Annotated in this window: 12 protein-coding genes; 8 read left to right on the top strand and 4 right to left on the bottom strand. The window is 40.8% G+C overall.

The window, feature by feature from the left end:
* Positions 1-81: 81 nt before the first annotated feature.
* The gene (locus N4597_RS10150) at positions 82-372 is read right to left on the bottom strand and encodes a bacteriocin immunity protein (RefSeq protein WP_260903816.1); all 291 of its coding nucleotides are present in this window, start codon (positions 370-372) and stop codon (positions 82-84) included.
* Between the two features lie 158 nt (positions 373-530).
* Here N4597_RS10150 and N4597_RS10145 point away from each other — a divergent pair, with 158 nt between their 5' ends.
* From N4597_RS10145 to N4597_RS10110, 8 genes are all read left to right on the top strand, one after another.
* Positions 531-899: a cupredoxin domain-containing protein gene (locus N4597_RS10145; protein ID WP_050610661.1), complete on the top strand. Its 369-nt coding sequence runs from the start codon at positions 531-533 to the stop codon at positions 897-899.
* Positions 899-2,806, top strand: coding sequence for a copper-translocating P-type ATPase (locus N4597_RS10140; RefSeq protein WP_260903813.1), 1,908 nt, complete (start codon positions 899-901; stop codon positions 2,804-2,806). Before N4597_RS10145 ends, N4597_RS10140 begins: the two co-directional genes overlap by 1 nt.
* Positions 2,807-3,109: 303 nt before the next feature.
* Positions 3,110-3,793: a PD-(D/E)XK nuclease family transposase gene (locus tag N4597_RS10135; RefSeq protein WP_313958058.1), complete on the top strand. Its 684-nt coding sequence runs from the start codon at positions 3,110-3,112 to the stop codon at positions 3,791-3,793.
* Positions 3,794-4,072: 279 nt separating this feature from the next.
* Positions 4,073-5,146: a DUF4767 domain-containing protein gene (locus tag N4597_RS10130; protein WP_260903811.1), complete on the top strand. Its 1,074-nt coding sequence runs from the start codon at positions 4,073-4,075 to the stop codon at positions 5,144-5,146.
* Positions 5,147-5,300: 154 nt separating this feature from the next.
* Positions 5,301-5,723: a (deoxy)nucleoside triphosphate pyrophosphohydrolase gene (locus tag N4597_RS10125; RefSeq protein WP_260903806.1), complete on the top strand. Its 423-nt coding sequence runs from the start codon at positions 5,301-5,303 to the stop codon at positions 5,721-5,723.
* Positions 5,710-8,682 carry a DEAD/DEAH box helicase gene (locus N4597_RS10120; RefSeq protein WP_260903804.1) on the top strand — a complete coding sequence of 991 codons (2,973 nt, stop codon included), beginning with the start codon at positions 5,710-5,712 and terminating at the stop codon, positions 8,680-8,682. Before N4597_RS10125 ends, N4597_RS10120 begins: the two co-directional genes overlap by 14 nt.
* A gap of 185 nt (positions 8,683-8,867) precedes the next feature.
* Positions 8,868-9,893: a helix-turn-helix domain-containing protein gene (locus tag N4597_RS10115; RefSeq protein ID WP_260903803.1), complete on the top strand. Its 1,026-nt coding sequence runs from the start codon at positions 8,868-8,870 to the stop codon at positions 9,891-9,893.
* A gap of 355 nt (positions 9,894-10,248) precedes the next feature.
* Positions 10,249-10,506, top strand: a complete 258-nt coding sequence (locus N4597_RS10110) for a hypothetical protein (RefSeq protein WP_167589074.1) — start codon at positions 10,249-10,251, stop codon at positions 10,504-10,506.
* Positions 10,507-10,580: 74 nt separating this feature from the next.
* Here the strand turns inward: N4597_RS10110 and N4597_RS10105 are convergent, their stop codons facing one another.
* Genes N4597_RS10105 through dhaL form a run of 3 tightly spaced genes read right to left on the bottom strand, consistent with a single transcriptional unit; the run spans position 10,581 to position 12,247 of the window.
* Complete coding sequence (locus N4597_RS10105; RefSeq protein ID WP_056976728.1) at positions 10,581-11,285, bottom strand: MIP/aquaporin family protein; 705 nt, start codon at positions 11,283-11,285, stop codon at positions 10,581-10,583.
* A gap of 1 nt (position 11,286) precedes the next feature.
* On the bottom strand, positions 11,287-11,664 hold the full coding sequence (gene dhaM, locus N4597_RS10100) for a dihydroxyacetone kinase phosphoryl donor subunit DhaM (protein ID WP_056976727.1): 378 nt from the start codon (positions 11,662-11,664) through the stop codon (positions 11,287-11,289).
* Position 11,665: 1 nt separating this feature from the next.
* Positions 11,666-12,247, bottom strand: coding sequence for a dihydroxyacetone kinase subunit DhaL (dhaL, locus tag N4597_RS10095; protein ID WP_260903800.1), 582 nt, complete (start codon positions 12,245-12,247; stop codon positions 11,666-11,668).
* Position 12,248: the final 1 nt, after the last annotated feature.

The raw sequence follows: 12,248 nt of genomic DNA, 5'->3' as shown, positions 1-12,248 counted from the left end.
CCTTTATGCATAAGTAGGGGGCGAACAATTGAAATTTGTTCACCCCTAAAAGCAATGGGTACTCAGTTATTTTTCTAGTTCTTACAACATTGGCCCCACTGCAGCTAATCCCTGTGCCAGGTTTTCCTTGAGCAGGCCGGACTGGGAGATAAGTTTGTAGATGGTTTGCATCTTAGGTGAAAAGCTGGTGTGGCCAAGATTTTTGACGGCTAGGCGGCGCATGTCATCTGCTAAGTTGCGTAGTTCGTCTTCGAGGTCGCTCTTGGGTTTGAGTCGGTTCTTGAAATCGACAAGGAGCTTACGTTCGGCCTCAGTAAGGCTAGGATCTAAAATGAGGTTGTAGATAAAAGTTAATAGTTGTTCGTCTGACATAAAGCACTTCCTGTGTAAAAATTTAATTTAGTGTAACAGAAGTTAAGTGTGTTAGCAAATGGAACACAACATAAAATCCTTGACAGGAAGTGGCGAGAGACTATACTTAAAGGTGTAAGATTACAAATGTAAACGAACTAATGAAAGGGTGCATCAGAATGCAAATTTTAGTTGTGATTGTTGTTGTAGCTGCGATTGCTTTTATCGCTTGGTGGTTCTTTGGCAAGCATGATCAAGGCCAAAGTCAGGCTCAGGTTAAGGGAAATAGTCAAGAAGCGCGGATTACCGTTAATGGGGGGTATAGCCCAGAAACGGTAGTGTTGAAGCAAGGGGTACCAGCTAAGTTGGTCTTTAATCGCTTGGATAAGTCTAACTGCTTGAAGGAAGTGGTTTTCAAGGACTTTGGGATTAGTGAAGAATTGCCAATTAAGCAAGATAAGGTTATCGAAATTGATACCAGCAAGGCAGGCGAATATACTTATGCTTGTGGGATGGATATGTTCCACGGAAAGGTTGTCATTAAGTAATGTCTTACTTTAAACGCTTTGTGATTTCCCTGGTACTGTCGGTGCCACTGATTATTCAAATGGTGGGAATGGCTTTTTCCTGGATGATGCCTGCCTATAATTGGATTGCCTTAATAACAACCACCATTATCATGGCGCTGTCGGCCTTACCATTTTGGCAAAGTGCCTGGGCGGCCTTTAAAAACCATCACGCTAACATGGATACCTTAGTTGCGATTGGTACGGCGGTGGCCTATTTTTACAGCATCTATGCGATGGCAACTGGACGGGCGGTTTACTTTGAAAGTGCCGCCTTTGTCACAGTCTTTGTCCTGTTAGGGCAAGTCTTCGAGGAACGGATGCGCAATAATGCTTCCAGCGCGGTAGAAAAATTATTACAGCTGCAAGCAAAGGAAGCAGAGGTTTGGCGGGACGGTCACTATCAGCTAGTCCCTGTAGCTCAGGTTCAAGTTGGGGACTTAGTGCGGGTCAAACCAGGACAAAAGGTGCCCCTAGATGGCCTTATTACTGAAGGGGTTTCAAGTGTAGATGAATCAATGGTTACTGGTGAGAGTATGCCGGTAACCAAAAAAGTAGGAGACAGAGTTGTAGGTGCCACGCTTAATAAGACCGGGACATTTACCTTCCGGGTGGAAAAAATCGGGCAAGATACAATGCTGGCTCAAATCGTGGAGCTAGTCAAAAAGGCTCAAACTAGTCATGCCCCGATTCAACGTTTGACGGATAAGATTGCCGATATTTTTGTCCCCATCGTGTTAATAATCGCACTGCTGACCTACTTGGTTTGGTATGTATTTCTAGGAGCTAGCGGGGTAGACGCCATGCTTTATGCCGTGGCGGTCGTTGTGATTGCCTGCCCTTGTGCTTTAGGGTTAGCGACACCAACCGCAATTATGGTGGGGACCGGCCGGGCTGCCAAGTTAGGGGTCTTAATTAAAGACGCTACCGTCTTGGAAGCCATTGATGGTGTTCAAACCGTGGTCTTTGATAAGACCGGTACAATCACGGAGGGTCAACCGGTGGTGACCGATGTTGTCGGACAAAAAGACCTTTTACGTGTGGCTGCCAGCCTAGAAGCTGCTTCGGAACACCCACTGGCAGCAGCAATTTTAACGGCTGCTAAGCAGGCTGACTTAACTTTAAGCCCGGTAACTGATTTCCAAGTAGTGGCGGGCCAGGGGGTTAAGGCGAAATTAGCCAACAAAGAAGCCCTCTTAGGCAATGAACAGCTCACCCAAGCTTATGAGCTCTCTCCTCAGTTACAAGCGACCCTAACAAAGTTAAAGCAAGCAGCTAAAACCGTGGTGATTGTTGTTTATGACGGGCAAGTCTTGGGCTTAATTGGAATTCAAGACCGGCCTAAAGCAGATGCTAAACAGGCTATGGCTGCCCTAGTCAAGCGAGGTTTAAAGCCAGTCATGCTAACTGGTGATAATGAGGTGGTCGCCCAAGCGATTGCGGACGAAGTGGGGATTAAAGAAGTGATTGCTGGAGTCTTACCAGATCAAAAGGCGGCGACGATTGAACACCTGCAAGCTAACGGCAAAGTGGCTTTTGTGGGGGATGGGATTAACGATGCCCCTGCTCTTTCGACCGCTACCGTGGGGATTACTATGGGCTCCGGGACTGATATTGCCTTAGAAGCCGGCGGGATTGTCTTGACCAACAACCAGTTGATGGGTGTGGTCAACGCCTTTGACATTAGTCAAAAGACCTTTAACCGGATTAAGCTCAACTTGTTTTGGGCTTTAATCTACAATGTGATTGGGATTCCACTGGCAGCCGGGCTCTTTAGTGGCTTGGGGCTAAGTCTCAGTCCTGAATTTGCCGGCCTAGCGATGGCCTTATCATCTATTTCGGTTGTGGGTTCCTCCTTGCTTTTGAATAAAGTTAAAATTGGAGATTGAAATAATAGTCTAGGATTTGTGGATAAAGCAAATCCTAGGCTATTTTGTTAATTCTTAAGTTTTAGTTAAGACTGCTTTTGAAAAAAATAATTCTAGCCTAAATTGCGAATGTTAATAGTAGAGGGGGAAATTTTTTTATTCGCAAAGAGGTGACGAATTTGGATTTGAGAAAAAAACTTGCCCGTAAATGGCGCCAAGCTACAATTAAGGATCACTTGGTTTTTAGCTGGGTTTTCAACGACCATCCGGAACTGCTAGAAGAGTTACTAAAATTGTGGGTGCCCTGGCTAAAAGTCAGGCAAAATTGTCAAAGTTAATCGGGAAGATGATTTTAAGAAGAATGCAATTTTTCATGGGCCCCGCTTTGACGTTTATGCCGAAGACGACCAAGGGATTATCTATGATTTTGAGATGCAAAATGAGGACCAACATGATTTAGCCGAACGAATCTCAATCTACCAGGGTAATTTGAGCAGGCAAGCCCTGTATGCAGGGCAACCGTTCAAGAAACGCAAGCGCACGGTGGTCTTTTTTATTTGCGACCATGACCCTTACGGATTAGGTTGGCCTAGTTACACCTTGAAAGTCGAGCTAGTCGGGTGTCCAAACTTTTCAGTTGACAACAAGGAAACCAATGTTATAGTGAACTTAAAAACAGATGTTAGTCAGCTTACGCAAGCGCAAAGAGAAATGGTAGTGTATTTTAATGATGGTACCGTGAGCGGAGCTTTTAGTCAGAAACTAGCGGCCGCAGTAGCGGCGATAAAAGCAGATGCAATTAGGGGAGGGATTTACATGACAATCGAAGAGTATGCAGCGTTAAAGAGTGCCTACGCCCAAGAGTCCGAGCGGATTAAGACTATTACCGGGCTAGCTGCCCTAGACATGAGTCGGGCCCAAATAATAGAATTTTTGAAAACCAATATGGATTTAAGTGAAGAAGAAGCCCAAGCTGCCTACGATAACGCTATGGCAGCTCATGCTTAATCTCTCGCCAAAAAAGTCCCGCTCTAAAAAGAGAGCGGGACTTTTTTAGAAGATAATTTTTGATTAGAAAAAACATTAATTTCCGAACATGAAAAATTACTAGCTGGGGAGACACTTTTTGTCGCCCTAACTTGCTAGACTAACACTCGTAGGCAACTACGGGTGGGTAAAGCTAGTATTGGGCAAGAAGGTTGCTAGGTACAAAAGATTACTAGCGGGTGGGTTAAAATTTGCTATAATTACTTGAGAGAGAAAGAAAGTCCAAGGGGGAACTTTTCTATGAAAAAGCAGGTAATTTATCTAGCAACTACGGCGCTACTAACACTAGGGCTAGCGGCTTGTTCCAGCGGTAAGCAAGAGCAAGCTAAGACAAGTAGTAGCCAAAAGACCAGCCAGGTTAAAAAGGCTAGTCATAAGAAGGCTGAGCAAAAAAGTAGCGGCAGTCAGTCGGCCAAGAAGCAGGCAGAAACTAAGAACCAACAGGCCAGTGTGTGGGACCAAAGTAAGAGCCAACAGTTGACCACCTTTATGACCAACTGGGGCTACACCATGCAGCAGAGCTACCAAGCTTATAGTCCGCAAAATCCAGGCCACTTTAGGGGGATTACAATCCCAACTGGAGTCTATCCCAATGGTCCTACCCCACTTGCAATTAACGAGCCAGCAAACAAGCAAACTGCGGCTTGGTCTAACGATGGTATGGGACCTAAGAATACCTATAACATTGTTGCCAGTTACATCTACCATAACGACCTGGGGGCAATTGACGTTTACGCCTACCTCTTTGCCTTTTACAACGGGAAGCCAGTCGCATTAGTAACTGGTCAGACTGAAGGTAATAGTGAGGGAACTGCGGTCTTCAAAGAGACGGCTAACCCCGACGTCAAAGCGGCTTTTGCGCAAATCGCAGCCGGCAAAGGCATCCCAGCCAAGTATGCTTCGCCTAAACAAAAGGTCGAAGCCAACACCAAGATGACCACCGACCTTGCCTTACGGGTCTTTTGGTCCGCCAAAAAGGCCGAGGACGCTAATTGGGGCTTAGACAACGTTACACGTTTATACTTTCATGACGTTTCTAACCACCATGTATACGATAACGATACGATTGACGCCGTGTTCCCAGCCAATACATACATGGTGGGTCAATCAATTGCCGGCGCTAATGACGTTGCCTTTCAATTAATTGGTAACAATAAAGCTAAGGTCTACTATCTTCCAGGTAGCTTTATGATGTCTGCCGACGGGGATCCTAACGACATTGTTAATAATGCCATGGCCCACCCCCAAGAAGTAGAGATTCTTAATGTCGATACTGCTACATTAGATGGCCTCAAAGCTAAGTTAAATCAGTAATATTAGTAAATAGTTTTAAATTGTTATGATACAATTAACCCTCCGCTAGTGGTCTAGCGGAGGGTTATTAGTATAGGGAAAATTAATTAGGTATTAACTTTTTAAAATAAAGCTGCTATTCTTAGGTTAGATTTAGATTATAGGAGAAGAAGCGATGAAAAATATTTACGTTGTTGGTGCTGCTTTAATAGAAGATGGTAAATTATTGGTTACTAAACGTAATAGTGACCGTATCTTGGGAGATTTATGGGAATTTCCCGGTGGAAAAATTGAACAAGGTGAATTACCTCAAGAAAGTTTGAAGCGTGAATTAAAAGAAGAATTCAATGATGAAATTATTGTGGGAGATAAAGTAACTGAAACAGCGAGTTACGAGTATGAATTTGGTACGGTTCATTTAACAGTCTACTATGCGAAATTCTTGTCCAAGAATTTTGACTTGGTTGCACACAGCAAGGTTAAGTGGATAGACCCGGCTGAGGCATTAGATTTAAATTGGGCTCCGGCAGACATACCTGCAGCACAAGCAATAAGTAAAGTAAACTTGCGTGAGGTAAGATTTGATGAAGATCATTAGTCAAAAGCAAGCATTAAAAGACTCACTCTTAAATTCTTTTCTTGATAAAAATAAGTTCGAGGCAAATGACGAGTATGCAGCTAAGTTGATTGCAAATACTGAGGGCGAAACGATGTACGACCGAATTTTTGATGGAGTTAAGCATTGCCAATTTTTTACATTTGCCGTGGCTTTTATTGAAAGTGGGATTCTTAACTCATTAAAAGTTGCTTTGAAAAATAGGACCGTTCAAGGAAGAATACTGACATCGACATATCTATACTTTAATAAACCAAAAATGTTTAAGGAACTATTGAAGTTACCTAACGTTGAGGTCAGAATTTATGAACAAAATCATGGTAAATTTCATGCTAAAGGTTATTTATTCCAGCACGAAGGTTATCAGTCTGCTTTAGTGGGCAGTTCGAACTTTACTACGGGCGCCTTGCAAGTCAATAAAGAATGGAACTTACTCTTTACTTCTTATAATGATGGTCAGCTCACAGAAGACATCTCCGCAGAAATTGAAGATCAATGGGATGCAGCTACCCCTTTAACGGCTGAATGGATTGAAAAATACGAGAAGGTTTATCACCTAAATCAAAAATTTGTTAAATCAGCCTCAAATATTGTTCCTGAGCAAGTTGATGAAAATAAAGGTAACTATTCTTCGATTCAACCTAATAAAATGCAAGCGGAAGCCTTAAAGAATTTGCAGAATTTAAGATTGTTAAGGGAGACAAAGGGGCTGGTTATTTCTGCAACTGGGACAGGGAAAACATACTTAGCAGCCCTAGACGTTAAAAATTATCAGCCTAAGCGTTTTTTGTTTATAGCCCACAGGGAACAAATATTGAAGAAGGCTTTGGAAAGTTTCCATAAGGTACTTGGCGGGGATAAGGATTCAAATTATGGAATATTATCCGGCAATTCCAAGGTGATGGACGCCAAGTACCTCTTTGCAACGGTGCAGACATTAAGCAAAGACGAGAATTTGAAACAATTCAAGCAAGACGAATTTGACTACATTTTGGTTGATGAGGCGCACCATGTTGGAAGTAAGATATACAACAAAGTTTTAGATTACTTTGAGCCCGATTTTTTATTAGGAATGACTGCCACCCCAGAACGAAGCGACGATAAGAATATCTATGAGTTGTTTGATTACAATGTTCCTTATGAGATTAGGCTCCAAGAAGCATTAGAAGAAGAAATGCTGGTGCCGTTTCACTATATTGGAGTGTCTGACTATACGTATAACGGTGAAGTAATTAGCGACAATACTAATTTGAAATACCTAGTTAGTGAAGAACGTGTCAAGTATGTGGTAAAGCAAAGTGAGTACTATGGCTATGATGGCGATGTATTACATGGCTTGGTCTTTGTTAGCAGGAAGGAAGAAGCTCGCGAAATAGCGACGTTATTAACTAAATATGGTTATCCTGCCCAAATGTTGAGTGGTGAAGACAGCCAGGAAGAACGTGAAGCAGCAATCGAAAAACTTCGCCTAGGCCAACTAACGTACCTGGTTACGGTAGACATTTTTAACGAGGGGGTCGATATTCCTTTCATAAATCAAGTAATTATGATGAGACAAACAGAATCTGTGATAGTTTTTGTCCAACAGTTGGGCCGAGGCTTGAGAAAGGCACAAGGTAAAGAGTATCTAACTGTTATAGACTTCATCGGCAATTACAAGAATAATTACTTAATTCCAGTTGCTTTAACGGGGGATCAATCGCGGACGCGCGACGGGATTAGGGAACACGTCGAAACCGGTAAGATTGAGGGCTTATCAACAATTAACTTTGAATTAGTTGCGAAAAAACGGATTTTGGATCAGTTGAAAGGAAGCAAGAATTTATTTACTTTAGAGATAAAGAAAGATTATCAAGAATTAAAGCGACGTTTGAATAGGATCCCGCTAATAGCTGATTTTATTAAGAATAATATGGTTGCTTCACAAGCTATTTTATCCGTTTTAAATAAAAAGGGGAATTACAATGATTTTCTCCGCAAAGTTGACAAGGACGCTGCTTATTCATGGGAAAAAGGTTACTTAGATACTACGCTCACTTTTGTAACCACTGAGTTATTAAATGGCAAGCGCGTTCATGAATTATTGCTGTTACAAAAAATTTTACGTGATGGTAAATCTTCGCGAGCAGAGTTGGAGGAATTGGTCTTAGCTACGGGTAGCTATTGTAACGAGGACGTGCTAGATAGTGTTGAACGGATTTTAACCTTAGACTATTACAAGCCTAAGGGATATGACGACAGGAGCGAGCAAGACAAAACTAAAACAGAATTTGCAAAGTTAGGTGGACGACCACTAATTCGAATTGATGAAGAAAAAGGTTATCGGTTTAATGATACAGTCTCTGAATTATTAGATAGTACACCAGGATTTAGAGAATTATTTGAAGATGTTGTTGAATCTGGCTTGCTAAACGCAAAGGAATACAATTTGCGAGAGTTATTCACTTTAGAAAAACGATACACTCGTTCAGATGTTAACCGACTCTTAAATTGGCAAAGACGTGTTCCTGCTCAAAGTATAGGTGGATATTTTATCGAGAATGGTTACTGCCCAATTTTTGTAACCTATATGAAGAGCGAAGATATAAATGAATCTATTAAGTATGAAGACAGGTTTATATCTAATAGTAAAATTCACTGTTATACCAAGTCAGGAAGAAGACTAGGTAAAGGCGAAACTGAAAAAATGTTTGCTGGGGTTGTTGAAGGAGCACCTAAGTTAGAATACTTGCTGTTCATAAAAAGATCTGATGCTGAAGATGATGATGAATTTGTTTATTTAGGTACTGGTAAGGTAGATGGTAATTCTTTAAAACAAGAGTACCGTGAGCTTGAAAAAAAGGAAAAAATAGTAAATGAGCCGATTGTTTCTTATGACCTTAAGCTAGATGTACCTGTACCATTTATGCGTTATCGGATGCTGACTGAGGAAAATGACTAATAAGTAATTAAAGGTTTTTGGAAAAGAGTGCTTTTCCGAAGACCTTTTTTGCTAGGTTAAAAAATAATGATAACTTTTTTAGTGAAAATTTAGGCAAAAAAAGAATTAATTAGGAAAGTTTTTGCGAATCATATATATAGGGGGTAACTTTACCCACAATCAAGAATAGAACGAGGAATCTAGATATGACTAAGATTTTAAAACGAGAAGCTAACTATCCAATTACAATTCCAGCCAAGGTCCGCTTTGACTTACGCTTAACTGCTAACGAGAAATTACTTTACGGGGAACTATATACATTTGGTGGGATGGCAGGAATTTTTACGGTTTCTAACCAACGCTTAGCGGCTTTATACCACGTGACGGTCAGGTCAATTTCAGCTTGGCTCAATAAGTTGGCTAAGTGTGGTTACATTGAACTTGCCAATTCCTTGGATAAAAACGAGCGGATTATCAGCTTTGTGCCAGGGGTTGATCCGTTGGATAGGGATGGCTACCTTTACGATGAAGAAGCAGGTCGTAAAGAAGTAGTTGAAGCCGTGGCGGAACCAGCTGATAAGTATGATTACACAGTTGATACTAAGGTTGACCCGGAAGTGATTGAAGCAGAGATGACAGCTCGTTTTGGACCCATTCCAGACCATTTAACTCCTGAACAAAAAGCTGAGTTAAGAGAGTTTAGAAAGGTAGCCTACAACAAATTACACTCAAAAAATAGTTATGATCCTAAGCTGCGCAAGGAAGCACAACTTGGCAAGGCTTTATATGCTGAAGAAAAGATAACTGAATTTTTTAACAAGTTGAAGTCTAAGGAAACGGAACCCCCACTAGAAAAGCAAATATATATGATGAAGCAAATTACAGAACAGGCGAATAAGGAATATGATTGGTTACACGAAGATGAGTTTAGGAAGGAAACTTCTATGGAAGAAAATTTCTACCCCCTAGAGAAGAAATCTTCTAGGGTAGAAGCAAACTTCCAGCAAGAAGATAATTTCCAGGGGTTAGAAAATGTTGATAATACTGGGGTAGAAGAAAATTTCATGGGGAAGAATACTTCTAGGGTAGAAAATAATTTCCAGTCTAAGTTAGATAATATTAATTCAATAGTGGATAAGATTATTGTCGGCTTCGCCGACATAATTAAAAATATAAATAAATTAAGTGATTTAAGAACTACTAAGAATTTAATTTCTAATCAATCGGCGTAAGCCGATTAATAATAACCACTCTTTAGATAAAGTGGAATATCTAGGCTAGAAGAAATTTTCGTAGGTAGGACAGGAAAAATTTTTCCACCTGGAAGGAAATTAAATGCAAGTAACAATTACAGATGATAATATTTTGGGTAGAATTTTTAGTGACAATGGGTATAATTCCTAGTAATAGCTTTACAAAAAAACAAATGCTATAGTAAATTTAAAAGGTGAGCTAAGTGCTGAAAACACCGTCAGACAGGCACTTAATGCGTATTTTACAAAGCAAATTGTAAGTGATGAATTTACGGCGCAAATAGATAAAGCCGTGCGAGCATTAAAGCAAGATTCGAAAAGGGGGGCAATCTACATGGAAGCAAAAGAATGGGTAGCAAGAGAAGTAGCGCGCGTTCGAACAGATAGCCTTGCAGAAGGTCGTGAAGAGGGGCTAAGTATTGGCCGCAGAGATGGTATGACCCTGGCTTTAGCGATATTAAGTGATATTCCTAAGCTAATAGCAGCTAATAAAGGACATGAAGAAATAATAACGACTTTGGTAGCTAAGTACAATATAAATCAAGAGCAGGCGGAAAGTTATTATGAGCAAGTGATGGCACTTAGGGCCTAAATAATAAAAAACAATTGGATTGGGCCCAATATAGCCTTCCAATTGCTCATTATTACGAAAAGGATAAAGTTAGATTATTTCAAAATTACTTGCAATCCAGCAGCTAAGATTCCACCAATAATAGGGCCACAAATTGGTACCCAAGCGTAAGACCAGTTAGCACCACCCTTATTGGGGATAGGTAAAATACTATAAGCAAATCGTGGAGCTAAGTCTCGGGCGGGGTTTAAAGCAAAGCCAGTTGTGGCGCCCAAAGCTTGACCAATAACCATAATTAGTAAGCCAACTATTAAGGGTTTTAATCCTTGAGTAAAATCGCCTAAATTGATTAAAGTAAAGACAAAAAAGAAGGTGGCGATTGTTTCGCTTAAGAAGTTAAATAAGCCATTTGGAATTGAAGGTCCAGTTGCAAAAATTCCTACAGAGTTACCGTTGTTATTATCAGTTTCTTTAAAATGAGGATAATAATGAATAATAACAAAAATTGCTCCGACAAAGGCACCCAGTAGTTGCCCACTGATGTAAGGTAGAACTTGTGACCATGGGAAAAATCCAAAAACAGCAAAGCCTAAAGTGACAGCTGGGTTTAAATGTCCTTGAGCGCCAAATTGTCCGGCGACATAAACGCCAAATGTTACAGCCATTCCCCATGCTAATGAGATGTATAACCAGTTTGAACCTTTGGCATAACTGTTTTTTAAATTAACAGCAGCACCACAGCCAGTACCAAATACGATTAAAATCAGCGTCCCTAAAAATTCGCCTAAAAAACCGGACATGTTAGTCATCCCCCTTTATTTTAAGTGGTTTTAATTGTTGCTCAATAGTGGATAGCTCAACTCCTGCTTGAAGTAATGAGGCTGCAACGTAAGAACTTTCAACTAAAGCAGTATCGTAAACGTGGATAGTTTTATCAGAAAATTCAATGGCCATATCTAAATTCATACGTGCACTACCGAGATCATAGAAGGCCAAGATTTCATCAGCAGTATTTGTGGTTAAAGCTTCAGAAATTTTTTCCATACTTGTGCCGATGTCGTTTTCATCAGTACCGCCGGCATAGGTAATGGATATATCTTTTGCCACTTGCTTTAAAAGTTTGGGTAATCCTTGGGCAATTTCTGGAACGTGTGAACAAATTAAAATACCATACGCCATATTATTCACCGGCTTCCAAAAGTGCTTGGAATAGATAGCCACTAGAAACTGAACCAGGATCCAAATGACCGATAGAACGTTCACCTAGATAGGAGGCTCTTCCTTTCTTGGCCTCCATGTCCTTAGTTGATTGAACAGCTTCTTCTATTTGTTTTGCTGTTAAGCTATTTTCCTTTAGTGCAGGAACAGCGACCAACCATACATCTACCATAGTTTTATCACCAGCATTTGCACCACCACGCTTCTTGATGCCATTAACAGCTGCTTCAGTCAAGAGACCTAAATCGTTTGTAGATGTACTGAGTTTAGCCATTTCTAGAAAAGCAGTTCCGTACAGCGGACCGGCAGCACCACCAACTTTAGATATCAAAGACATTGCGACTAACTTTAGGGCAGAAGTTACATCAGTTGGGTTCTTACTTTTAAACGCCTCTTGGACTGCGACCATTCCACGAGCCATATTGTTACCATGATCTCCATCGCCAATAGGGGTATCTAAATCGCTTAAATATGCTTTGTTTGCCTCGATTTTTTCAGCAAATAGTTTCATCCATTGTTTTGTTAAAGATAATGTTAGTTCCATA

Origin of the sequence: Ligilactobacillus agilis, assembly GCF_025311475.1 — a bacterium.
Taxonomy (GTDB): Bacteria; Bacillota; Bacilli; order Lactobacillales; family Lactobacillaceae; genus Ligilactobacillus; species Ligilactobacillus agilis.
The sequence above is the reverse complement of the archived record's forward strand: the minus strand, read 5'-3'. Positions and strand labels throughout refer to the sequence as shown.

Bases quoted from the DNA above. Each gene is read 5' to 3' on its own strand.
- N4597_RS10140 (WP_260903813.1), top strand. From the start codon at position 899: ATGTCTTACTTTAAACGCTTTGTGATTTCCCTGGTACTGTCGGTGCCA.
- N4597_RS10150 (WP_260903816.1), bottom strand. From the start codon at position 372: ATGTCAGACGAACAACTATTAACTTTTATCTACAACCTCATTTTAGAT.
- N4597_RS10115 (WP_260903803.1), top strand. From the start codon at position 8,868: ATGACTAAGATTTTAAAACGAGAAGCTAACTATCCAATTACAATTCCA.
- N4597_RS10145 (WP_050610661.1), top strand. From the start codon at position 531: ATGCAAATTTTAGTTGTGATTGTTGTTGTAGCTGCGATTGCTTTTATC.
- N4597_RS10125 (WP_260903806.1), top strand. From the start codon at position 5,301: ATGAAAAATATTTACGTTGTTGGTGCTGCTTTAATAGAAGATGGTAAA.
- dhaM (WP_056976727.1), bottom strand. From the start codon at position 11,664: ATGGCGTATGGTATTTTAATTTGTTCACACGTTCCAGAAATTGCCCAA.
- dhaL (WP_260903800.1), bottom strand. From the start codon at position 12,247: ATGGAACTAACATTATCTTTAACAAAACAATGGATGAAACTATTTGCT.
- N4597_RS10110 (WP_167589074.1), top strand. From the start codon at position 10,249: ATGGAAGCAAAAGAATGGGTAGCAAGAGAAGTAGCGCGCGTTCGAACA.
- N4597_RS10130 (WP_260903811.1), top strand. From the start codon at position 4,073: ATGAAAAAGCAGGTAATTTATCTAGCAACTACGGCGCTACTAACACTA.
- N4597_RS10105 (WP_056976728.1), bottom strand. From the start codon at position 11,285: ATGTCCGGTTTTTTAGGCGAATTTTTAGGGACGCTGATTTTAATCGTA.
- N4597_RS10120 (WP_260903804.1), top strand. From the start codon at position 5,710: ATGAAGATCATTAGTCAAAAGCAAGCATTAAAAGACTCACTCTTAAAT.